Raw genomic sequence first — 22303 nt, forward strand, 5'->3', positions numbered from 1 at the left:
GATAAGCCATGCCCGCTAAGCAGGCAAACGCCCCAGCGTAACCCTGTCCAATCCTGCCAAATCCTGTTCGGTTGCCACTTCGGCAAAACCGTTCTCCAGCATAATGTTCCGCACTGCTTCGCCTTGATCATAGCCGTGTTCAAACAGCAGCCAACCGTTGGCTTTCAGGTATTTGGGGGCTTCTTGGGTAATATGGCGGATATGGCTGAGGCCGTCTGAAAAGTCGGTCAGCGCGTTTTGCGGTTCGAACCTCAAATCGCCTTGCGACAAATGTTCATCGCCATCCTCGATATACGGCGGATTGGAAACAATCACATCGTATCGGCCTTCAGACGGCCTGTCGGTATCAAACCACGAGCCCTGCGCAAACTCCACTTTTGCGCCCAATTCTGCCGCATTTTGACGGGCGGTATCCAAAGCACCGACGCTGATGTCGGATGCGCGAACATCGGCATCAACGCGTTCAAGCGCGACGGTTACGGCAATGGCGCCGCTGCCCGTTCCCAAATCCCACACGCGGCCTTGCGGCGGCAAGCGTTTGAGCACGGCTTCCACCAAATGCTCGGTTTCAGGGCGTGGAATCAGCACATGGGGATTGACGGCAAAACGTCGTCCGTAAAACTCGCGTTCGCCCAACAGATAGGCCATCGGCTCGCCTTTCAGACGGCGTTGCGCCAAAGTCTCCAAGGTTTGCAGGGCAGATTCCGCCAAATCGTCCGTACCGCGTGTAACCAGCTGCGCGCGCGTGTAACCCAGCGCATATTGCAACAACATCCGCGCTTCATTTTTGGGCAGTGCCGATTGGCGCAACCATTCATCAAGCGTCATTTTTCGTCCCATCTGCCAGCGTTGCGGCTTTTCTTTCCTTATTCTTTCCGGTAAACGTGCCGATGGTGGCAACAGCAAATGCGGCATACCACAAATAAAATCCTGCACCGTAACGCACGATATCCGCCGTATTTCCTGCTTCATCGACGTGTACGGCTTTCACACTGAAAGCCACCAGCGCCAAGCCCCAAAGCGCCGCATGGACAGGCACGACCTTCTTCCGCAACGCCAGCAACACAATGGCCACCAACCAAACATAATTCGCATAGGCCGCACAATACCTGATATCCAAAGAAGCAAATATCGACCCCAAAATCAAAACGGTTACACCCTTCATGCTTTCATGATTGCCCAAATAAAATGCAACATTGGACAAAGACGCTATCCACAATGCAACCGACACCAGCAACATCACTATGGGAAAACTTGATTTCCGATTCTCTTCCTGCATGGTTTTACCCTAATGTAAAAGGCCGTCTGAAAACCTTTCAGACGGCCTGCCGTTTAAATTTCGCTACCGCCGACGGTCAGTCCGGCATCAATCCTCAGGGTCGGTTGTCCGACGCCGACAGGAACGCTTTGCCCTTCTTTGCCGCAGACGCCGATGCCGCTATCGAGCGCGGAGTCGTTGCCTATCATGGAAACGTGTTTCAGCACTTCAGGGCCGTTGCCGATGATGGTTGCACCTTTGACAGGGTATTGCAGCTTGCCGCCTTCCACCCACCACGCTTCGGATGCGCTGAACACAAACTTGCCGCTGGTAATGTCCACTTGTCCGCCGCCGAAGTTGACCGCGTAAATGCCCTTGTCGATGGACGCAATGATTTCTTCCGGCTCATAGCCGCCGTTTTCCATAAAGGTATTGGTCATGCGCGGCATAGGCGCAGAAGCGTAACTTTCGCGGCGGCCGTTGCCGGTCGATTGCGTGCCCATCAGGCGGGCATTGGTTTCATCCTGCATATAGCCGACCAAAATCCCGTCTTCAATCAATACCGTGCGGCGGGTTTCGTTGCCTTCATCATCGATATTGAGCGAACCGCGTCTGTCGGCAATATCGCCTTGATCCACAACGGTCACGCCTTTGGCGGCCACGCGCTCGCCGATACGGCCGGAGAAAACGCTGGTTTCTTTACGGTTGAAATCGCCTTCCAAACCGTGTCCGACCGCCTCGTGCAACAACACGCCCGGCCAGCCGTTGCCCAAAACGACGGTCATCTCGCCGGCAGGCGCAGGACGGGATTCGAGATTGGTCAGCACTTGTTTGACGGCGGAATCGACAAACCGATGCACCAAGTTTTCATCGAAATACGCCAAATCATAACGTCCGCCGCCGCCCGCGCTGCCCTGCTCGCGACGCTCGCCCTGCTTGGCGATGACGGTAACGTTCATGCGCACCATCGGGCGGATATCCGCAGCGTGTTTACCGTCCAGACGGGCGATGTACACCATGTCGTATTCGCAGGTCAAACCGGCCATCACTTGCACGATACGCGGATCGGCAGCTTTGGCCAGCGTTTCGACTTTGTTCAACAGCGCGACTTTGGCAGCGGAATCGAGACTGGCAATAGGGTCAATCGCCATATGGACAGGCTTGCCGTAGGCAGGTGTCGGCACTTTGACGCTGGCCTCGCCACCGGCCGCACCAATCACGCGCACAGCTTTGGCAGAGCGGTTGATCGAATCGATACACAGGCTGTCGGCGTAGGCAAAAGCAGTTTTATCGCCCGAAACGGCACGCACGCCCACGCCCTGATCGATTTGGAAACTGCCCGATTTGACGATGCCTTCTTCCAAATGCCAGCTTTCATAGGCAGTACGCTGACAATAGATGTCGGCATAATCGACATGGTTGGCGCCGATAATGCTCAGGCTTTGGGCGAGCAAATCGGGGGAAAGATGGTTGGCTTCGAGCAAATCTCGCTGTACGGCGGCATAGGTTTGTTGCATAATTTTTCAGACGGCCCGACGAGCAGGCAAAGTTAATTTGGCCTTGATTATACGGTATTTTATATGGCTTTGGATATGTTGATTGCTTGGGTTTATGAGCGATTGAAACAAATCAAAAGGCCGTCTGAAATATAGGAATATAGGGTTGAAACGTTTGCTTTGCCCTATTTCAACTGGCCTGTTTGTTTGACGTTCAGACAGCCTTTTCAATCATGGCAAAACCAACACCAAAACTTAATTCCCATACAAAACAATCTACTGCAAAAAAATTCCTTATTTTTTTAGTTTTGCTATTGATAATAGTTATTATTAGCGTATAATCAAACCCACTCGGAAGACGTCCTAATCCGAGCCATTAAACGACAGATTTTATCCCCCTCTTCCCCATTATCTCTTGATACTCGGAGTGCGCATATACGAAACATACCTGTTCCCCTTTATATCAGATACTCAAAACCGAAAAACATGAAACCCACTGCCGATACAGTGGGTTTCGTGTTTTACGGCGTTCGGTTTATCAGGCTTGGCCGACTGCTGATCAGGCCGTCTGAAACCGAACGGCCTGATTATCGACAGGTTTTCATGTTCAATTTGCCATAACGGCCGACAATGTTTCTGATGTCTTGGGCATCGCGCTCGTCAACCGCCATAAAGACCACGGTCATGCGCGCTACGCTCAAACCGGTATCGGGCGCGCTTCTGTCTTCCTGCTCGACAATGCGCGCGCCGCCGAAACCTGCGCTGGACAAGCGTGAAATCAAAACTTGGGCGGAAGAGCGGCTGCGTGTTACGTCAATGCTGATTTCGCCGTTGTGAATGCTGCCGCTAAAGCCGCGGCTGCCTAAGGCGTCAAGCTGGGCAGAAGTGTCGCCGTCGGCAGGCAAGACCACGCGGAAGGTTTTGGAAGAAGTTTCGCCACCGGATGCGCCGTTGCGTTTTTCGATACTGCGGCTGGCCGCATGGGGCCATTTGCCCAACAGGCCTTTGATGCGGTGGTAATCGTCTTCGTCCATTACCACGGTGGCGCTGCTGGTACACAAGCGTTCCACGCCGGCCGCGTCCATCTCTTCTTCGGCGGCGCGGCGTTCTTGCGCTTCTTTCTCGCGGCGCATTTTTTCTTTTTTCTCTTTCAACTGCTGCGCTTCTTGTTTTTTACGCAAGGCTTCCGCTTCTTCGGATTCGGGTTCGGCCATGATCAGGCCGTCTGATTCATCCGCCACCCAATCGGGCTGCGATGCCTGCTGCGGCTCGGCTTTGGGCGCGTCCAAAGAAGATGGGCGCAATAATTCGTGCGTGCCGCCTTCCAAGGCAGATTCGGGTTTGGCAGTTTTATGCTGTGTCCGATAGGCAACCATGCTGCCAAAAACAATGATGTTGAGTGCGACCAAGACCGCAAACAGCCATTTCATGATGCGTTTTCCTTTTTATTGTCCGTTGCGATGGGCAATCCAATGCAAGAGCCCGTGAATCACGAGATTATCGACGATTTTCACTTGATTGTCATGAACAAATGCCTCGGGCAAGGCTTGCACGACTCTGGCCGCACCGCCGCCCGTGATAATAATATCGACCGGTTTGCCCCCGCACGTTTTGTCTTTCAGACGGCCATGCATCATCATCAACGCGCCGCAAACGGCATCCATCATGCCGCTGGCAATGGCGTTCGGCGTTGTGGTTGGGAAAGGATATACTTTGCCGATGGGGCGGTTGAGGTTGGCGGTTTTGAGTGCCATCGCCTCTTTCATCAAGTGGAAGCCGGGCATGATGGTGCCGCCGAGATAATGATTGTCTTCCGTCAGCGCGTCGGTGGTTACGGCGGTGCCGCAGCTGACGACGACGCAGGCGTTTTGCGTGAAGCGGCGGCTGCCCAGCGCATTAAACCAGCGGTCGGAACCATGTTCTTCAGGGCGGCGGTAATGGTTGCGGATGCCCAAAGCCTGCGGCATGGAAGACAGCCATTCGACCGGACGGGTTAATTGTTCTTCCACCATCGCTTTTTTGACCGAACCGCACACGGCGCAACCGACAATCTTCACATCATCATCGGAAAATTGCAGCCATTCTTCGCCCAGCTGTGTCAAATCACGATACGGCGCGCGGCCGACTTCGGAAAATGTGCCGTTCTCCACCCACGCCCATTTCAACTGGCTGTTGCCGCCGTCCAGCAGCAAAAAGCGTTCCGGCTTGGCGGCGGCTGGTTGTGCCGGACGATTATCCGGACGCAAACTGATTTCGCCGCTAACAATGGTTTTCTCGCCCTTGTTCGTCTGCAAACGCAACGCGCCTTGCGCATCCACGCCTTTGACCACGCCTTCATGTACAACGCGTCCTTCCTGAAGCAGCAACACCGGCCTGTCCGTATCACGGTTGGCGGCATTGTATTCGCCGACACATGACGCAAATCCGTCTTGCGCGTATTCGTTCAACAGCGCATCGAGTTGCGCCAATACCGCATTCAATAAGGTTTTGACGCTTACGCCCTGCTTAGAGGCCGTCTGAAACAAAGCCTGCACGGAAGTGGCGTTTTCAACTTCTTTCGGCAATACAAAATTGATGCCGATGCCGATGATGGCGACAGTCTTATTCTCTACCCTCGCCGTTTCAATCAAAATACCGGCCAATTTATCGTTGGCCACGACTAAATCGTTCGGCCACTTGATATTTACGTCCAAACCAATATCGGCAAGCGCACGGCGGCAAGCCAATGCCACCACCAACGCCAGCGAACCCAGCTCATATTGCGGCTTGTCAAACGTCCAGCCCAAGCTGAACATCAGACATTCGCCCTGTCGGTTGACCCAACTCCGCCCTTGCCGTCCGCGGCCTTTGGTTTGGAAATGCGCTACACACAAGGCCTTATGCGCCAAATCTGCCGACTGGCGCGCCAATGCCATGATTTCATCGTTGCTGGACGAACATTCGTGTTTCAACTGCGCACGAAAACCCTGTTTTCCGGCCATTTGTTGCAAAGATTCTTCTGAAAACACAGCCAAAGGGCGCACCAAGCGCCATTGCCCGTCATGCTGGCGTAGCAAACCGCGGATATGGCCCGGCATCTGCTGCCAGAATCCGTTTAATTGTTGCGGCTTCATCCCGACCACTCGCGCCAACTGAGAAACGTGTTGCGGCAGGCCGTCTGAAAGCGCGGCGAGCAATGCCCAATGGCGGCTGTTCAAATCCGTCATTCGCCTCCTCCGGCTTCGCGGATTTTCGCCAAAGTTTTGGTGGTCGAAGTCTGGTGTAAAAACGGAATCGAAAATACTTTGCCGCCACGCGCAAACGTCTCGGCCGCACCGACAATCTTATCCACAGGCCAATCTCCGCCTTTAATCAATACATCGGGTTTGACCATTTCAATCAACGCGGCCGGCGTGTCGTCATCAAACCAAGTAACCAAATCCACGCTCGCCAATGCCGCTGCCACTGCCGCGCGGTTTTCCAAAGGATTAATCGGGCGGTCGTCACCTTTGCCCTGACGGCGCACCGAAGCATCGGTATTCAACGCCAATACCAAAGCCGCACCGGCCGATCGCGCCTGCGCCAGATAGGTTACATGGCCCCTATGGAGAATATCGAAACAGCCGTTGGTAAACACCAGCGGACGGGGCAATGCCGCCAAACGCTCCGCCAGCTTTTCGGGCGGACAGATTTTGGATTCAAATTCTGGAGCTGGCCATTCGGACATGATGCGGTTCCTTTGGGAATGAAACAGAAAATAATCGGGGTATTATAAAGGATAACGGCAAAACGCCATAAAAAGATACCGAACGGTACAATATTCGGGCTTGACTGCGTATTCATTGACATTTGATAACACGGCAAATGCCATTTTTGCCGATGCCATGATGAAACGGTTTGATAAATACTTTTTTGAAACCCAATTAAATCTGAAGTAAAATTCGGGTATAAACGGAAAAAAGCCTGCATACAATATGCAGGCTTTCATCTGGGGTGGCTGATGGGGCTCGAACCCACGACAACTGGAATCACAATCCAGGGCTTCTACCAACTGAGCTACAGCCACCGTAAAAACTGGCACGCCCGACAGGAATCGAACCTGTAACCCCCGACTTAGAAGGTCGGTGCTCTATCCGGTTGAGCTACGGGCGCTCATGCCGATTCGTGCTAAGAATTTTGTGGTCGGGGCGGTGGGATTCGAACTCACGACCCTCTGCTCCCAAAGCAGATGCGCTAACCGGGCTGCGCTACGCCCCGACTGAAGACCTGAACTATACAGACCCTTTTCAGTCCGGTCAACACTTACTTTGCTTTATTTTTTCATTTTTTGGTTATCTTATTATTTTTAATCGTTATTTATTTTTATGCTTCACAATCAGGGCTACTCTTTTGTGTCAGGCCGTCTGAAAAATGCGATAATTTGAACGCAATATTTGTCCCTATTTAGAAGGAAAATCATGACTGCTCAACTTATAGACGGAAAAAAAATCTCCCAGCAACGCATCGAGGCGGTCGCGCAGGCGGTAAAGGCGCGTCAGGAAAAAGGTTTGCACACACCTTGTTTGGCGGTGGTATTGGTCGGCGACGACCCTGCCAGCGCGGTTTATGTACGCAATAAAAAACTGGCCTGCCAAAAAAGCGGCATCGAATCGCGCTCTTACGAGCTGCCGTCTGAAACCACGCAGGACGATTTGTTGAAACTGGTGGACGAATTGAACGGCGACCCTGCCGTTGACGGTATTTTGGTGCAACTGCCGCTGCCGGCACACATCGACAGCCAAGCGGTTTTGGAGCGTATCGAGCCGCATAAGGATGTGGACGGCTTCCACCCTTACAACGTCGGCCGCCTGGTCGTCAAAATGCCGCTGATGCGCCCTTGCACACCCAAAGGCGTGATGACTTTGTTGGAAGCCTACGGCGTCGACCCGAAAGGCAAAAAAGCAGTCGTCGTCGGCGCGTCCAATATTGTCGGCCGCCCGCAGGCGTTGGAATTGCTGCTGTCCCGCGCGACGGTAACCATTTGCCACAGCGCCACGCAAAACCTTGCCGATGAAGTTGCTGCCGCAGATATTTTGGTGGTCGGCGTAGGCATTCCGAATTTTGTTAAAGGCGAATGGGTTAAACCCGGCGCAGTCGTTATCGATGTGGGCATCAACCGCTTGGACGATGGCAGCCTGTGCGGCGACGTGGAGTTTGATGTCGCTAAAGAACGTGCGTCCATGATTACGCCCGTTCCCGGCGGCGTCGGCCCGATGACGATTGCCACTTTGTTGGAAAACACGGTACACGCGGCCTCATTGCACGATTAATCGCTGTCATTAAGTTAGGCCGTCGGAACATGGTTTTTCAGACGGCCTGACCTGTTTTTTGCTTTTTACCTTATTGGCTTCACATGTCCTTACTCTCTTCCCACACCGATAACCCGACTTTCCGCAACGCCTCCTATATCCTAATGGGTTTGGCCTTGCTGATTGTCTTGCACTACCATTTTCTGCCGCTGCTGCTGTCGGTTATCCTGACCTATATCTTTATTACGCGCACCAACGGCGTGATCCTCAAACTCCGCCGCCGTGTTTTGCCGCGCAACACGCGGCTGCATAAATCGCTCAACGCGCACAATATCAACCTGATTTCCACCACGCTGACGCTGGCCATCGTGTTCAGCATCATCACGATGATGTCTTTGGGTATTTACCACCTGATACACGGCGGCCATGTCGGCTTTATGCTGGCGAAGCTGGCGGCAATTTTGGAAGACACCAAAAACAGCCAAGACTTGCCTGCGGCCATTCTCAATATGCTGCCTAACAATATGGCCGAAATCAAAGCCTCGGCGATCAAGCTGATTGAAGAATACCGCGCTGCGCTGACCCGTATCAGTAAAAACAGCATCACATCCTTCGTGTACATCCTCATCGGCATCATCATCGGCGCCATGCTCAGTTTCCACCGCCTGAAAATGCGCAAAAACCGCCACAAAATGCCGCTGTTTAAAGCCGAATTGATGCAGCGCATCGTCAATTTTGAAACCAGCTTTGAACGCGTGTTCCTCGCCCAAGTCAAAATCTCGCTGATCGACACCTTCCTAACCGGCCTGTACCTCTACCTGGTTTTGCCGCTGTTCGGCGTTGACCTGCCGTTTAAAATGACCGTCCTGATTGTCGCCTTTATCGTCGGCCTGATTCCGGTGGCGGGTAACCTGATTTCCAACACCATCATCATTATTTTGAGCCTCGGCGCATCGCTGTACGTCGCACTCTCCTCGCTGGTTTTCCTTGTTGTCATCCATAAGCTCGAATATTTCCTCAACGCCAAAATCATCGGCTCGGAAATCGAATCCAGCGCGTGGGAATTGCTGGTGGCGATGGTCGTCTTTGAACGCATTTTCGGCATCGGCGGCATCATCGTCGCGCCGGTTTATTACGCCTACCTGAAAAACGAATTGAAACTGCGAAAATTGATTTGAGTGTTGACACGGTAATACAGAAAGGCCGTCTGAGAAATTTTCAGACGGCCTTTTTATATTATGAGTTTGTCTTAAATTCGCGTCCCATTTTAAAAGTATAAGCAAAAGGACTATTTTCTACTGATTGTACAATCGGAGGGCTTTTTAGCCATTTAGAACTAAAACAAAGCATTGCTCCTGCTGCTAATTGAACACCGATATCAGGAATATATGGAGCTAATAGCGGTATTTCTTTAGCAATGCTTGCAATAGTGGGAGGTGTAAAAAAAAGGCTATATTTATCTGTTGGTAATATATTTTGAAAATGTGCTTTCATCGAATCTAGTCGAGTACGTATTTTATTTTCATTAAATAATCTATTTAAATCATATAAATCTTTTTGAATCTCCTGTATTTTTTTATGATAAGTTTTTTGTATTTCTTCAGATTGAATGATAGAATTATAAATAGTATCTAAATGTTCACGAAGTCTAATTAACTCATCTCTTCTTCGATATTTAAAGTCAAGAATTTCATAAATTGGTGTACTATCAATAGGAACAGGTAGTGAATTTATTAAATTAAACTCTATAATTTGCTTTTTATTATCTTCATTTATCAAAGGAAAGTATAAATCATCTGTCTCAAAAATATCTTGAGCAAGTGTCCATTGTCCTTTAGATGATTTTATATGTTGCTCCAGAGCCCATAATTGTGATTTTAAAAATAAATCAGGATTAATTCCATTACTACCAAACGGGTACATGGTTCTAGTAAGAATACCTTGTTCTTCTAACATTATTAAGTCTGGATCAGCCAATCCTATAAAACATTGTGAATTTACGGGATAATCAATTTTATCCCAATAAACTAAATATTTAATAATATCTGAAGCTCGTAAATTCTCTTTAAACGATAAACCATTAATTTCCTTTAATTCAAAAAAAGTCTCTCTCGGCGGAATCAGCAGTTTATTCCTGTAAGATATAAGACCTTCTACATGATTAGAGGGTTCTTTGGTTGAAGTTACTTTATATATTGGTTCGAATATATCAGAAATAACAACTCCACGTTCTACACACATTTTTGTTACCTTTCAAAGCAGGGAAGTAGTTTAATTATATTGGGAAGTAATGATACATTTACAAGGGCTTTGAGAAATAACAACAGAATCTTCTAACTTGAACTTGAATTTTTTTGGTCATTTAGAATATTTTTTATGAGATGAAATAGGTATTTTCAATTTTAATCTGATATAAAAAGGCCGTCTGAAAACGACAATCGGGTTTTCAGACGGCCTTTGCTTTACCTTTTCTTACACTTTACGGCATAATGGCAGCCACGCATTTCTAGAAGAAAGATAAACAATGTCAACCAAAACCCCTTCCCTATTCGGCGGAGCGATGATTATCGCCGGTACGGTTATCGGCGCAGGCATGCTTGCCAACCCGACCGCCACCTCCGGCGTATGGTTTACCGGCTCGCTGGCCGTGTTGCTGTACACCTGGTTTTCCATGCTCTCCAGCGGCCTGATGATTTTGGAAGTCAACACCCATTATCCGCACGGCGCCAGCTTCGACACCATGGTTAAAGACCTGCTCGGCCCGGTTTGGAACGTCATCAACGGCGTTGCCGTCGCTTTCGTTTTATATCTGCTCACCTACGCCTACATCTTCGTCGGCGGCGATCTGACCGCCAAAGGCATCGGCAGCGCGGTAGGCGGCGAAATTTCGCTCACCGTCGGCCAACTCGTCTTCTTCGGCATTCTCGCCTTTTGCGTTTGGGCATCCGCACGCTTGGTTGACCGTTTCACCAGCATCCTCATCGGCGGCATGGTATTGACCTTTATTTGGGCAACCGGCGGCCTGATTGCCGATGCCAAAATGCCTGTCTTGTTCGACACCCAAGCCCCTGCCGGCACCAGCTACTGGATTTATGTCGCCACCGCCCTGCCCGTCTGCCTTGCCTCATTCGGCTTCCACGGCAACGTTTCCAGCCTGCTCAAATACTTTAAAGGCGATGCGCCCAAAGTAGCCAAATCCCTGTGGGCGGGTACGCTGATTGCCTTAGTGATTTACGTCCTCTGGCAAATCGCCATCCAAGGCAACCTGCCGCGCAGCGAGTTCGCACCGGTTATTGCCGCCGAAGGCCAAGTTTCCGTCCTGATCGAAACGCTGTCCAAGTTCGCCCAAACCGGCAATATGGACAAAGTGTTGACCCTGTTCTCCTACATGGCGATCGCAACGTCCTTCCTCGGCGTAACGCTCGGCCTGTTCGACTACATCGCCGACATCTTCAAATGGAACGACAGCATCTCCGGCCGTACCAAAACCGCCGCGCTGACCTTCCTGCCGCCTTTGATTTCCTGCCTGCTCTTCCCTACCGGCTTCGTTACCGCCATCGGCTACGTCGGTCTGGCGGCAACCATCTGGACAGGCATCATCCCCGCCATGCTGCTCTACCGCTCGCGCCATAAATTCGGCGTCGGCAAAAACTACAAAGTTTACGGCGGATTCTGGCTGATGGTTTGGGTCTTCCTCTTCGGCATCATCAACATTGCCGCCCAAATATTGAGCCAAATGGAGCTTGTTCCCGTATTTAAAGGTTAAATTCCCTTAAGGCCGTCTGAAACACCCTCTTTCAGACGGCCTAATTCATTATTTTCCGCTACAATACCCCCTTTCCCCCAACGAACACCGTCCATGTACGACAATATCCGCTTCCATCTCGACGAAGACTACCCCGACCAGCTCCCACCCGAAAACGCCGCCACCCACATCGGCATGTACTGGCAGTGGGCCGCGCAGGCAGGCCTCGTCAACCCCGTCTGGCAAACCGCCCCCGAAACCGCAGCCGACTTCGCCGCCATGACCTCGGGCAAAATCAGCGGACGGCACTTCCTGCTCAAACACATGGACGGCGCATTGACGGCGGACGACTTTACCGAACTCGGCCAACGGTTTACCGAGTTCTACTACACCGACGAAGAAGACGGCTACGGCGCATTTATGGAAGACTACATCCTCGCCCTCGACACACCCTCGCTCGGCGGCTTCTACCACGTCAAAAATACCCCGGAAACCTTCGCCAAACTGACACCCGTTTTTCAGACGGCCTTTGAAAAATGGAAAAGCAGTTTGAAAGCAGAAAAATAAGAGCCCACACCATGAAACTCATCATCCTCGACCGCGACGGCGTCATCAATCAAGACCGTGACGATTTCGTCAAATCCGTTGACGAATGGATTCCCATCGAAGGCAGCATGGATGCCATCGCCTTTTTAACGCAGGCAGGCTACACCATCGCCGTGGCCACCAACCAATCCGGTATCGGCCGCAAATACTTTGCCGTGCAAGACCTGACCGAAATGCACGCGAAAATGCACCGCCTTGCCGTTCAAGCAGGCGGTACCATCGACGGCATTTGGTTTTGCCCGCACACCGCCGCCGACAACTGCGAATGTCGCAAACCCAAGCCCGGCATGATTATCGACATCATCGAACGCTTCAAGGCCAATGCCGCCGAAACCTGGCTGGTTGGCGACAGCCTGCGTGACCTGCAAGCCATTGATGCCGCAGGCGGCAAATCCGCGCTCGTCCTGACCGGAAAAGGCAAAAAAACGCTGGCCAAACACGAGCAAGACCTGCCCGAACACACCCAAGTCTTCGACAACCTGCTGGCTTTCTCGCAATACATCATGCGTGAAAACACACAAATCGAAGAAGCCGCGCAAGCCATCCTATAAATGACAAGGCCGTCTGAAAACTGCCGACAACGGCGTTCAGACGGCTTTCAAACGACAGACTTTTCCCCGATATGCTGATTATCCGCAACCTGATTTACTGGTTCATCCTTTCCTCTAGCATTATTTTGCTGTTCCCCTTTATGCTGCTTGCCCTGCCCTTTCAAGGCGGCGCGCACAAAATGGCGCAAGTTTGGGTGCGTATCCTCAACTGGTCGCTCAAGCACATCATCGGCTTAAACTACACCTTAAGCGGCGCGGAAAACATTCCCGACCACCCCGCCATCATTTGCGCCAAACACCAAAGCGGCTGGGAAACCCTCGCCCTGCAAGAGATTTTTCCGCCGCAAGTCTATGTTGCCAAACGCGAACTTTTCAAAATCCCTTTCTTCGGCTGGGGCTTGAAGCTGGTCAAAACCATCGGCATCGACCGCAGCAACAGCCGCGAAGCCAACAAACAACTCTTAGAACAAGGCCTTGCGCGTAAAAACGAAGGCTATTGGATTACCATTTTTCCTGAAGGCACACGCCTGCCGCCCGGTGAAAAAGGCCGCTACAAGCTCGGCGGCGCGCGCATGGCAAAAATGTTTGAGATGGACATCGTCCCCGTCGCGCTCAACAGCGGCGAATTTTGGCCGCGCAACTCCTTCCTCAAATACCCCGGCACGGTCAGCGTCATCATCGGCAAACCCATTGCCCACAACAACGGCAATGAAGCCGAACTCATGGCCCAATGCGAGCAATGGATCGAAAGCCAACAGCCCCTGATTACCGGACAAGGCCCGTTCGCGCCCAAAACCAAATAAATCATTCCATCGGGTGGGCCGCTATACCCGCCCTTACCATGCCGTCCAATATTTTTCTCAATATCATGCCCCACCTCCATACCCACACCCTTTCAGACGGCCTCACCATTCATATCCAGCTCAAACACAGTGCCAAGAAAAACCTCATCTTGCGCCCCGTTTCCGCCGATACCGTCAGCATCAATATCCCTCCGTTTGTTACCCAGCGCACCTTTACCCAATGGCTGAACGACAACGAAGCCATCCTGCGCCGTACCCTAAACAAAACACCGGCCCGACAAACACCTACAGACACGCTTCCCGAATGGATTTGGTATCAAGGCGTTCAGACGGCCTTGTCCGTCCACACGGCAAACCACATCCAAATCAGGCCGTCTGAAATCCTGTTGCCCGAAAAAGAAACCGCTATCCAACTCACCCATTTGCGCCGCCTTCTGCACGAGCGTGCGCGCGAGTATCTGCTGCCGCGCCTCGAAGGCCATATCCGAACCACCCGCCTAACCCCGAGCGCCATTTCCCTTTCCAACGCCAAAACTTTCTGGGGTGTATGCCGCCACACTACCGGCATCCGCCTCAACTGGCGGCTCATCGGCGCGCCCGAATATGTCGCCGACTACGTCTGCCTGCACGAACTCGCCCACCTGCGCCATCCCGACCACAGCCCTGCGTTTTGGGCTCTGACCCACTCGATCACGCCGCATGTTGACCAAGCCGAACAATGGCTGAAGGCGCACGGCAGCGAATTGTTCCGCCTCGGCTAAGTCTTATCCGGCAGCATTTTTCCGCAGGCAAACACCAGCCCAAAGCAAAGAATCAATGCCCTCCAAACAAATCATGTAGCCGCGCGTAAAATCAGGTTTATCCGCTTGCCGCCACTCATACCTACCGATAAGATGATGCCATTCTCAAAACCCTTTTCAGAAAGGAAAACCGATGACCAAAGCAAAATCGTTACTGGCCACCGGCATTTTGGCTCTTTTCTCCGCCACGGCATTCGCCTCCCCGCTGCCTTCCGAAATCTACCGTCCGGCAGGCGCGCACACCATCAAAGCCGATCATCAAGGCGACGGCGAATTTGAATACGAAGCCGAACTTTCCGGCCAACGCAATTCCATTCCTTCCTTGGCCAAAAAAGTGATTGCCCACGCGCGCAGCAAAGGTTTCCATGTGGTTGAGTCTGAAATCAAACACGACGATGCCGATCTGAAATTCAAACGCGGCAAACAAGAGCTGGACGTTTCCATCGAAGACAAAGGCCAAGGCCGTATCGAATACAAAGCCGATTTGGATTTGGACTTGGACCAAAACTAAATCCGACTCGCAAATAAAGGCCGTCTGAAATCCCATCGGGTTTCAGATGGCCTTTTGTCGTCTTTATCAGATATAATGGCACTCGGTTTGTAAAATTTCTGACTCAAAACATTGTACAATCTGCCCACTTATACCGATAACATCCCAAACATTGCCATGAAAAAACGTCTGCTCCTCCTCGCCATCCTTCCCCTTTCCCTTCACGCCGCCGATGTGCCGCCTGATGTGAAACCCGAGCTTCAAGTCAACACAGCCGAACCCCAACAACCCGAAACGCACAACATCACTGCCGAGCAGACAAACAGGCCGTCTGAAAAAATCATCAACGTCGATGCCGATACCCTGCTTGCCAACACCGAATTACTGGCACGCGCCATGTATTCCGCCGTCGTCGCCCACAACATCCCCGGCATCAAAGCCGTTTTGCCCATTTACGAACAATGGCCAGAACACGACCGCGCCATGGCACGCTATGCCAAAGGTTTGCTTGCCCAATCCGAAGGACGCGCCGCCGAAGCCATCGGCCATTACCGCCGCTTTATCGCCGAGCAACCCGATGCCTCCGCCGTCCGCTGGCAGCTTGCGACCGCCTTGTTTGAAGACAAACAAAACGAAGCCGCAGCCGACCAGTTCGACAAACTACAAACCGAATCCCTCCCGCCTGCCTTGCAAGAACGCATCGAAACCTACCGCAAAGCCCTGCGCGAACGCGACTCATGGCAATTCAATGCCGGCTTGAACATCACGCGCGAACAAAACATCAACCAAGCCCCCGGCCAACGCCGTCTGGGCAACCACCTGAGCGATGAACAATGCCGCGCCGTGCGCCTAGCCTATCCCGACGACGACTGCTTCCGAGGCTGGACATTCCCCGAGCCCATCGATGCCACCGCCGTCCACTACCAAATCGGCGCAGAAAAAAAATGGTCGCTGCCCCGCGGCTTCTATGCCACGGCAGGCGCAGACCATTACGGCAAAATCTATCCCAAACACACCAACTACAACGACCTCACCACACGCTTTTCGGCAGGCATCGGCTATGCCGACCAGCGCAACGATATCGGCATGACCCCGTTCCATGAACGCCGCTTCTACGGCAACGACCCCTACACCTACACCAACGGCGCACGCCTCCACTACAACCATTGGTGGCAACCCAAGCTGCAAACCCTCAGCGCATTTGAAGCAGGCCGTCTGAAAAACGGCCGCCGCGAGCATTCCAACAACACCAGCCAACTGCTCAGCAACTCCATCGTGTACTACCGCAACGCGCGCCAATACTGGGTAGCCGGTATCGACCTCTACCGCGAACGCAACCGCGACGACAAAAGCGACAGCTTCAACCGCTACGCCCTGCGCACCACATGGGGACAAGAATGGCCCAAAGGCCTCTCCACCGTCCTACGCCTCAGCGCCGCCCAACGCCATTACCAAGCCCCCAGCTTCTTCAGCAACGAACAAAACCGCCGCGACAAAGAAGCCTCCGCCTCCCTAAGCGTATGGCACCGCGCCCTCCATTTCAAAGGTATCACCCCGCGCCTGACCATTGCCCACAACAAAACATGGAGCAACGACAAGTTCTACGAATACGGCAAAACCAAAATGTTTGTCGAATTGAGCAAAACGTTCTGACAAATAGAACTAATCTGGGGATCAAGCAAAAATATCGGTCCTGCATACTGATTTACAAGGCAGATTCAAACTTTTACAGATACCGGATAAATAGGATTTTCAAGGCATAATTCCTCATTAAATTTATATTTATCAAATAGATAAATCCAAGCCAATATTACTTCACAGCGCAACGCACAACACTACATAACGTTACAAAAAATCAGGCCGTCTGAAACCCAACTTGGCGTTTCAGACGGCCTTAGTATTGGTTATCGTATCCGTTTACCTCTTCAACACAACACCGCTGCCAACGCCGAAATCGCGGACGAAGAAACCATCAAAATCATGAACCCGCTCAACTACATCGGCAAACCGGGCGTAAACCTGCCGCAAAACTGGCGCATCCGCGCCGGCACCAATGACCGCGACACCTCACTGGCAGTCTCCGCCGTCTTAGCCGCCAAACTGCAAAACAACGGCCAAACCGTCGACTACGCCCTGCCTTGGGATATCGGCCACAGCGGCGATTATGACTTGGACGAACTGTTTGCCTGGATGAAACAAGTTAGCAATTCTGCAAAATAATTGTTCGCAATATAGATTGAGATGAGATTGGGTATCCTGTTTTAATTAAAGAAAGGCCGTCTGAACTTTTTCAGACGGCCTGTATTTTGATAAAAACTCAAAGCCCTTTATTATATAAATGAAATTTTTAATAGCATTAAATTCTAATTTAAATAAATAAACTGATTTTAAATTCCATAAAATAATTTAAATAAAGAAATTTTAGAATAAAATTGCTAAAACAAAAAATCAAGCCTTGTTTAATTCTGCTAAAACCTGTAACCTGTATCAAAAATAAACAAGAGAGTCCATCATGTCCCAACACTACCCTACCGACGATATTAAGATCAAAGAAGTCAAAGAGTTACTCCCTCCAATCGCACATTTGTATGAGCTGCCTGTTACACCTCAGGTTGCCAATTTGGTTTATAAAACACGTCATGAGATTGCGGATTTGGTTCACGGCCGTGACAACCGTTTGCTGGTCATCATCGGCCCATGCTCGATTCACGATACTAAGGCGGCGGTAGAATATGCGCAAAAATTGCTGCCCTTGCGCAAAAAATATGAGAAAGAGCTGCTGATTGTAATGCGCGTGTATTTTGAAAAACCGCGTACAACCGTTGGCTGGAAAGGTCTGATTAACGATCCGCACTTGGACGGTACGTTTGACATCAACTACGGCCTGCGCCAAGCGCGTCAGTTGTTGCTTACTTTGAACGAAATGGGCATGCCTGCTTCGACTGAATTCTTGGACATGATTACGCCGCAATACTACGCCGACCTGATTTCTTGGGGCGCGATTGGGGCGCGTACGACTGAAAGCCAGGTACACCGCGAATTGGCCAGCGGCCTCTCCTGCCCTGTCGGTTTTAAAAACGGTACGGACGGCAATCTGAAAATCGCCATCGACGCCATCGGTGCCGCCAATCATCCGCACCACTTCCTGTCTGTAACCAAAGCCGGTCATTCCGCGATTGTCCACACCAGCGGCAATCCTGACTGCCATGCGATTTTGCGTGGCGGTAAAGAGCCTAATTACAGCGCGGAGCACGTTAAAGACGCGGTTGCGCAGCTTCAAAAAGCCGGCGTGAGCAGCAAACTGATGGTGGACTGCAGCCATGCCAACAGCCGTAAAGACTTCCGCAAACAAATGGATGTAGCTCGCGATGTTGCGGCGCAGCTGAAAGCCGGTGAAGAAAACATCATGGGCGTGATGGTGGAAAGCCACTTGGTTGAAGGCCGTCAAGACAAGCCTGAAGTTTACGGTCAAAGTATTACGGATGCCTGCATCGGTTGGGATACGACTGAAGAATTGCTGGCCCTGCTTGCCGAAGCGAAAGGTTACCAAGCGTAAATGCGAAACCATTAATAAAGACCGGATATGTTCCGGTCTTTATTATGCCTGTTATTTTGATTTCTTTGCTAAAGTTTATAATAAAAACAGTATGTTAAAAAATCAGGCCGTCTGAAACAATTAAAAGACAGTTTCAGACGGCCTACTCAATCCGTTTATGCCGCACCAACGCTATACGTTTCGTCCTTGCTGTCCGCTTGGCCGACAATGGCAGCAACGGCAGCGGCCAAGCCGTTGCGCGTCATGTATTTTTGCGGAATTTCTTGGGTATTTTGTGTCAAGGTATAGGCATTATCTTCGCCATCGGCAAGGCCGCAGGGGCGCAAGATAGTCCAATTCAAACCGCTTTGTTTGAGATAGATTTCGGCTTCCGTTTTGGCACGGACGGCTTCGCCGAGTGCCTGTTTGAACGGCTCGCTCATCATGTCCCATTGTTCACCGCAGCCCATGCTGGTAATCAGTACAAAGCGGGCTTGCGGATTAGCGGCTTTCGTAGCGGCAATGATGTTGATATTGCCCAGCGCATCGCTGCGGATACCCTCTTCGTTTTTGCCTCCGACAAAACTGATCACGGTATCGGGACGGTATTGTGCCAACGCTTTATCGAGTGCGTCGGCATCAAGCGCATCGGCGACGACGGTTTGAATATTGTGTTCGGCAAAAAAGCTGTCTTCAGACGGCCTTCTCAATACGGCGACGGTATCGGCTGAGTCAGTCAATGTGCGGATATAGGCGCGGCCGGACGGGCCGTTGGCTCCGAAGATGAGTTGCATGTTTGAGATTCCTTTGTATGGTAGATGTTTGTTGTTAGAAAATCCGCTCCTCTATGCAACAAGGAACGGATTTTCAGACCGTCTGAAACCGTTTAAGCGGCATCAAACAGTTTGCGCATGGCTTCGATTTGGTGTTGTTTCAACTCGCCTGCTTCATCACGGCCGACGAAAATTTTAAACATGGCGCCACCGTTGCGGTTGATAAAGTTGAGCGAGCAAGTGGCTTTACCCATGAACGGGCGTTCCAAAAGGTAGATGGAGGCGCAGTTTTCATAGTAGATGTGGCCGTGTACGCCGCCGTCGGTTTCGGGATGGTCAAAGTTGTAGAAACCGCGGCCGACTTTGCCGTTCGGCAGTTTGCCGCTGACTTCGACGATGGCATCGGGGGTATGGGCGATGAAGGTAACGGATTCATCCCATGCGGCGATGGCTTGGAGAATTTCGACAATGCGGCTGCCTTCGGTTTGGCGCACATTCTCTTCAGGCAGGCAGCGGATAACGTCTTCAAAACTGCATTGGTTTTGCGCGGCCAGCATTTCCAGCACTTGGCCGGGATTTTTTTCCAATGATTGGCGCAACATGGTTTGTTGTTCGGCTGAAAGTTTTTGCATGGTTTGATCCTTTTCTTGAGTCGGAAGAGTGAGCATGAGTTTGCGGATAAGGGTGGGCGACCAATAACGGCCGCTGGTATTCAAACGGATAATGCCGTCTGAATCGGGTTCTTTAAAAAGCTGCATTTCCTGCCATTGGGCAATCAGCTTTTGCGCTGCTTTGTTGCCGTCGAACAATAATGGATTCAGACGGCCTGTTTCAATATCGTGCTGGACTTTGCTGAGAAGTGCTTTATTTGGACTATGACCGCTCATAAATGCGATGTTTTTCTCGCCTTTCGGCGTGGCGAGATAACTCTCCAAATCGCCCTGCACCTGATAGCTGAAACCGCCGAAGTTACCCCCTGCGCCGGAGCCGAACGCCAAACAGGGAATGTCGGATTTGATCAGGGTATTGTAGCGGTTACGTTCGCCGCGACCGGGATAGGCGAAGTGGCTGTTGCTGACCTGTTCCCAGCCTTTTTCCAGCAGTGTTTCAACCGTGTAGGCATATTGATCTGCCTGAATATCAAAGCCCGGCGGTGTCGGAAATGCGCCTTTTTCAATCATGCGGTTGATGGGCAGCATGGGATAAAGGTTGAATGCATACGTATCCAAACCTGACAGAGGCAGCTCGGCGGCGCGGGCAATATCGTTTTGCCAAACTTCATCGGTTTGATTGGGCAGGCCAAACATCAAATCGGCCACAATCACGGCATCGAGTTCGCACAATTTTGCCAAATATTCAAACGCCTCGTCGCCGCTGTGTTTGCGGCCGAGACGGCGGCGGATGGCGGTATTGAAGGTTTGCACGCCGATGGAAATACGGTTGGCCCCTGCTTCGAGACAAGCCTGTGCTTTTTCCAAATCAAAATGGCTCATGCGCCCTTCTATGGTGAACTCGCAGTCTTCGGCAAGCGGCAGATATTGGTAGCAGGCACGAATCAGGCGGACGAGGTCTTCCGTAAGCAACGCGGTCGGCGTACCGCCCCCGAAATAAACGGCTCGGATTTTTCCCTTGCCTGTACGGACTTCGGCTTCAGCGGCCATTTCTTCAATAATTTTGTCGGTGTACACGCTGCTTTGGCTGTCCTTCCACGCATTACGGTAGAAGCCGCAAAAAACGCAATGGTTGGCGCAAAATGGAATATGCAGATAAGCAAGCGCGTCCATATCCGTGGCATGGGGAAGCTTTTTCTTCCAAATGTTCTGCCACTGGGGACGCGGCATTGGAACGCCGCCCCAAACGGGCATTAATGCCTGACGTTCGGGAAATGCCTTGGGCGCGGATTGTTTCGGAGTCCAAACAAGCTGCTGTACCATGATAATGATTAATAAAAGTTATTAATAAGATTTATATATTAAATAACCATCATCATTTTCTTGTCAATATTTTTACGTAATTAAAAATCAGTATTATTTTAAAATATTGTATTCTATAAATAATAAAATGTATTTATATTTGATGGAAATCGGCATTTTACTTGTGAAATGTGCAAAATCTGCTTCTTCAAGTCGGGGACATCCTCCCATCTCGTTTTATTTTTGAACGATAAAATAAATTTTCTTTATCGTTTTTCAGACGGCCTTTTGGTGCTCAGCTTCTGAAATAAAACCCTGCCTCATCTTCGCAACGGCGTATCTGCCAACCGTAAACCGATTCAAGCAAGTCGGAGTGCATCACTTCGCCCACCTTGCCTGCTGCAACGACTTTTCCCTTATTTATCAAGATAATATGTTCCGCATAACGCGCGGCGAGGTTCAAATCGTGTAATACCAGTATTGATGAGGCACGGCTTGAATGCCCGACCAAATACTGCATCAGGCGGTGTTGATGGCGGATATCGAGATGGTTGCACGGTTCGTCCAAAAGCAAGACCGGCGCGTTTTGCAACAGGGCGCGGATGATGTTGGCGCGTTGCTGTTCGCCGCCTGAGAGCTTGCCGATGCGCTTATCCGCCAATGCCGTCAAATCAAAATAATCGAGCAACTCGTCCGCCCATTCATGGTTCAGACGGCCTTTTTGTACGAATGACGCCAACGCAATGTATTCGCGTACGGTCATCGGCATATTGTAACGGCCATGCTGCCCGACCCATGCCACCCTGCCCGTGCGGATTTGCGGCGCAACGGCCTCACCGAAAAGCATGATTCCCCCCTGCCCTGTTTGCCCGATTAAGGCCCGCAGCAAAGTAGATTTGCCTGCACCATTCGGGCCGATAATGACGGTCATGCCCGAAGGTATATCCAGTTGATCGATTTCAAGCAGGGTTTTGTCTTGGACGCGGACGGAAAGATTACAGATTTGAAATAAGGTGTGCATAGAAAAGATATGGGGCAATAAAGTTTCAGACGGCCTGTTTAAGCA

The 22303-nt window shown here is 51.1% G+C and carries 20 protein-coding genes, 3 tRNA genes and 1 pseudogene; 11 read left to right on the forward strand and 13 right to left on the reverse strand.

Features of this window, described 5'->3' with window-relative positions; translation table 11 throughout:
* Positions 1-15: 15 nt before the first annotated feature.
* The 9 genes from prmC to HMPREF3047_RS09855 form a co-directional block, all read right to left on the reverse strand.
* Positions 16-828, reverse strand: coding sequence for a peptide chain release factor N(5)-glutamine methyltransferase (prmC, locus tag HMPREF3047_RS09815; protein WP_070713813.1), 813 nt, complete (start codon positions 826-828; stop codon positions 16-18).
* Positions 818-1279, reverse strand: a complete 462-nt coding sequence (locus HMPREF3047_RS09820) for a hypothetical protein (RefSeq protein ID WP_070713816.1) — start codon at positions 1277-1279, stop codon at positions 818-820. The genes prmC and HMPREF3047_RS09820 overlap by 11 nt, the downstream gene beginning before the upstream one ends.
* Positions 1280-1332: 53 nt before the next feature.
* Positions 1333-2775: a metalloprotease TldD gene (gene tldD / locus HMPREF3047_RS09825; RefSeq protein WP_070713819.1), complete on the reverse strand. Its 1443-nt coding sequence runs from the start codon at positions 2773-2775 to the stop codon at positions 1333-1335.
* 566 nt (positions 2776-3341) lie between these two features.
* Positions 3342-4184, reverse strand: a complete 843-nt coding sequence (locus HMPREF3047_RS09830) for a hypothetical protein (protein WP_004520957.1) — start codon at positions 4182-4184, stop codon at positions 3342-3344.
* 15 nt (positions 4185-4199) lie between these two features.
* Positions 4200-5960, reverse strand: coding sequence for a bifunctional biotin--[acetyl-CoA-carboxylase] ligase/type III pantothenate kinase (locus HMPREF3047_RS09835; RefSeq protein ID WP_070713822.1), 1761 nt, complete (start codon positions 5958-5960; stop codon positions 4200-4202).
* Entirely contained in the window at positions 5957-6463 is a 507-nt protein-coding gene (locus HMPREF3047_RS09840; protein ID WP_188212340.1) for an adenylyltransferase/cytidyltransferase family protein, read from the reverse strand. The genes HMPREF3047_RS09835 and HMPREF3047_RS09840 overlap by 4 nt, the downstream gene beginning before the upstream one ends.
* A gap of 259 nt (positions 6464-6722) precedes the next feature.
* Positions 6723-6799 (reverse strand) — tRNA-His (locus tag HMPREF3047_RS09845).
* 9 nt (positions 6800-6808) lie between these two features.
* Positions 6809-6885: transfer RNA gene (locus tag HMPREF3047_RS09850), tRNA-Arg, on the reverse strand.
* A 27-nt stretch (positions 6886-6912) separates the two neighbouring features.
* Positions 6913-6990, reverse strand: a tRNA-Pro gene (locus HMPREF3047_RS09855).
* Positions 6991-7190: 200 nt separating this feature from the next.
* On the opposite strand from HMPREF3047_RS09855, the gene folD reads away from it, so the two are divergent.
* Positions 7191-8042 carry a bifunctional methylenetetrahydrofolate dehydrogenase/methenyltetrahydrofolate cyclohydrolase FolD gene (gene folD, locus HMPREF3047_RS09860; protein WP_070713826.1) on the forward strand — a complete coding sequence of 284 codons (852 nt, stop codon included), beginning with the start codon at positions 7191-7193 and terminating at the stop codon, positions 8040-8042.
* An 83-nt stretch (positions 8043-8125) separates the two neighbouring features.
* Complete coding sequence (locus HMPREF3047_RS09865) at positions 8126-9199, forward strand: AI-2E family transporter (RefSeq protein WP_070713828.1); 1074 nt, start codon at positions 8126-8128, stop codon at positions 9197-9199.
* Between the two features lie 58 nt (positions 9200-9257).
* Here HMPREF3047_RS09865 and HMPREF3047_RS09870 read toward each other — a convergent pair whose 3' ends face one another.
* Complete coding sequence (locus HMPREF3047_RS09870) at positions 9258-10262, reverse strand: DUF6236 family protein (protein WP_070713831.1); 1005 nt, start codon at positions 10260-10262, stop codon at positions 9258-9260.
* Positions 10263-10545: 283 nt separating this feature from the next.
* Between HMPREF3047_RS09870 and HMPREF3047_RS09875 the strand changes: the two genes are divergently transcribed.
* The 9 genes and pseudogenes from HMPREF3047_RS09875 to aroG all read left to right on the forward strand — a co-directional run bounded on the left by HMPREF3047_RS09875 (position 10546) and on the right by aroG (position 18572).
* Positions 10546-11787 (forward strand): aromatic amino acid transporter, encoded by a 1242-nt coding sequence (locus HMPREF3047_RS09875; RefSeq protein WP_049344338.1) that lies wholly within the window; start codon positions 10546-10548, stop codon positions 11785-11787.
* Positions 11788-11880: 93 nt separating this feature from the next.
* Complete coding sequence (locus HMPREF3047_RS09880) at positions 11881-12333, forward strand: DUF7832 domain-containing protein (RefSeq protein WP_070713836.1); 453 nt, start codon at positions 11881-11883, stop codon at positions 12331-12333.
* A gap of 11 nt (positions 12334-12344) precedes the next feature.
* Positions 12345-12923: a D-glycero-beta-D-manno-heptose 1,7-bisphosphate 7-phosphatase gene (gene gmhB / locus HMPREF3047_RS09885; RefSeq protein ID WP_070713839.1), complete on the forward strand. Its 579-nt coding sequence runs from the start codon at positions 12345-12347 to the stop codon at positions 12921-12923.
* A 71-nt stretch (positions 12924-12994) separates the two neighbouring features.
* Positions 12995-13726 (forward strand): lysophospholipid acyltransferase family protein, encoded by a 732-nt coding sequence (locus HMPREF3047_RS09890; protein WP_004520947.1) that lies wholly within the window; start codon positions 12995-12997, stop codon positions 13724-13726.
* 65 nt (positions 13727-13791) lie between these two features.
* Positions 13792-14487: a M48 family metallopeptidase gene (locus HMPREF3047_RS09895; RefSeq protein ID WP_070584834.1), complete on the forward strand. Its 696-nt coding sequence runs from the start codon at positions 13792-13794 to the stop codon at positions 14485-14487.
* A gap of 172 nt (positions 14488-14659) precedes the next feature.
* Positions 14660-15037 carry a hypothetical protein gene (locus tag HMPREF3047_RS09900; protein WP_070584584.1) on the forward strand — a complete coding sequence of 126 codons (378 nt, stop codon included), beginning with the start codon at positions 14660-14662 and terminating at the stop codon, positions 15035-15037.
* Positions 15038-15193: 156 nt separating this feature from the next.
* Complete coding sequence (locus HMPREF3047_RS09905) at positions 15194-16669, forward strand: surface lipoprotein assembly modifier (RefSeq protein ID WP_070584582.1); 1476 nt, start codon at positions 15194-15196, stop codon at positions 16667-16669.
* 270 nt (positions 16670-16939) lie between these two features.
* Positions 16940-17236, forward strand: a pseudogene (locus HMPREF3047_RS09910) (alpha/beta hydrolase); the annotation flags it as partial.
* A gap of 292 nt (positions 17237-17528) precedes the next feature.
* On the forward strand, positions 17529-18572 hold the full coding sequence (gene aroG / locus HMPREF3047_RS09915; protein ID WP_070713844.1) for a 3-deoxy-7-phosphoheptulonate synthase AroG: 1044 nt from the start codon (positions 17529-17531) through the stop codon (positions 18570-18572).
* Between the two features lie 155 nt (positions 18573-18727).
* Here the strand turns inward: aroG and HMPREF3047_RS09920 are convergent, their stop codons facing one another.
* The 3 genes from HMPREF3047_RS09920 to HMPREF3047_RS09930 form a co-directional block, all read right to left on the reverse strand.
* The gene (locus tag HMPREF3047_RS09920; RefSeq protein WP_070713847.1) at positions 18728-19345 is read right to left on the reverse strand and encodes an NAD(P)H-binding protein; all 618 of its coding nucleotides are present in this window, start codon (positions 19343-19345) and stop codon (positions 18728-18730) included.
* Between the two features lie 92 nt (positions 19346-19437).
* Positions 19438-21258, reverse strand: coding sequence for a heme anaerobic degradation radical SAM methyltransferase ChuW/HutW (gene hutW / locus HMPREF3047_RS09925; protein ID WP_070713849.1), 1821 nt, complete (start codon positions 21256-21258; stop codon positions 19438-19440).
* A gap of 274 nt (positions 21259-21532) precedes the next feature.
* Complete coding sequence (locus HMPREF3047_RS09930; RefSeq protein WP_070713852.1) at positions 21533-22258, reverse strand: ABC transporter ATP-binding protein; 726 nt, start codon at positions 22256-22258, stop codon at positions 21533-21535.
* Positions 22259-22303 lie beyond the last annotated feature (45 nt).

Origin of the sequence: Neisseria sp. HMSC075C10 (assembly GCF_001815615.1) — a bacterium.
In the GTDB taxonomy this organism is placed as follows: Bacteria; Pseudomonadota; Gammaproteobacteria; order Burkholderiales; family Neisseriaceae; genus Neisseria; species Neisseria subflava_A.

Bases quoted from the DNA above. Each gene is read 5' to 3' on its own strand.
- hutW (WP_070713849.1), bottom strand. From the start codon at position 21,258: ATGGTACAGCAGCTTGTTTGGACTCCGAAACAATCCGCGCCCAAGGCA.
- HMPREF3047_RS09875 (WP_049344338.1), top strand. From the start codon at position 10,546: ATGTCAACCAAAACCCCTTCCCTATTCGGCGGAGCGATGATTATCGCC.
- HMPREF3047_RS09930 (WP_070713852.1), bottom strand. From the start codon at position 22,258: ATGCACACCTTATTTCAAATCTGTAATCTTTCCGTCCGCGTCCAAGAC.
- HMPREF3047_RS09900 (WP_070584584.1), top strand. From the start codon at position 14,660: ATGACCAAAGCAAAATCGTTACTGGCCACCGGCATTTTGGCTCTTTTC.
- folD (WP_070713826.1), top strand. From the start codon at position 7,191: ATGACTGCTCAACTTATAGACGGAAAAAAAATCTCCCAGCAACGCATC.
- HMPREF3047_RS09820 (WP_070713816.1), bottom strand. From the start codon at position 1,279: ATGCAGGAAGAGAATCGGAAATCAAGTTTTCCCATAGTGATGTTGCTG.
- HMPREF3047_RS09830 (WP_004520957.1), bottom strand. From the start codon at position 4,184: ATGAAATGGCTGTTTGCGGTCTTGGTCGCACTCAACATCATTGTTTTT.
- HMPREF3047_RS09880 (WP_070713836.1), top strand. From the start codon at position 11,881: ATGTACGACAATATCCGCTTCCATCTCGACGAAGACTACCCCGACCAG.
- HMPREF3047_RS09870 (WP_070713831.1), bottom strand. From the start codon at position 10,262: ATGTGTGTAGAACGTGGAGTTGTTATTTCTGATATATTCGAACCAATA.
- HMPREF3047_RS09920 (WP_070713847.1), bottom strand. From the start codon at position 19,345: ATGCAACTCATCTTCGGAGCCAACGGCCCGTCCGGCCGCGCCTATATC.
- HMPREF3047_RS09865 (WP_070713828.1), top strand. From the start codon at position 8,126: ATGTCCTTACTCTCTTCCCACACCGATAACCCGACTTTCCGCAACGCC.
- aroG (WP_070713844.1), top strand. From the start codon at position 17,529: ATGTCCCAACACTACCCTACCGACGATATTAAGATCAAAGAAGTCAAA.
- tldD (WP_070713819.1), bottom strand. From the start codon at position 2,775: ATGCAACAAACCTATGCCGCCGTACAGCGAGATTTGCTCGAAGCCAAC.
- prmC (WP_070713813.1), bottom strand. From the start codon at position 828: ATGACGCTTGATGAATGGTTGCGCCAATCGGCACTGCCCAAAAATGAA.
- HMPREF3047_RS09835 (WP_070713822.1), bottom strand. From the start codon at position 5,960: ATGACGGATTTGAACAGCCGCCATTGGGCATTGCTCGCCGCGCTTTCA.
- HMPREF3047_RS09905 (WP_070584582.1), top strand. From the start codon at position 15,194: ATGAAAAAACGTCTGCTCCTCCTCGCCATCCTTCCCCTTTCCCTTCAC.
- HMPREF3047_RS09895 (WP_070584834.1), top strand. From the start codon at position 13,792: ATGCCCCACCTCCATACCCACACCCTTTCAGACGGCCTCACCATTCAT.
- gmhB (WP_070713839.1), top strand. From the start codon at position 12,345: ATGAAACTCATCATCCTCGACCGCGACGGCGTCATCAATCAAGACCGT.
- HMPREF3047_RS09890 (WP_004520947.1), top strand. From the start codon at position 12,995: ATGCTGATTATCCGCAACCTGATTTACTGGTTCATCCTTTCCTCTAGC.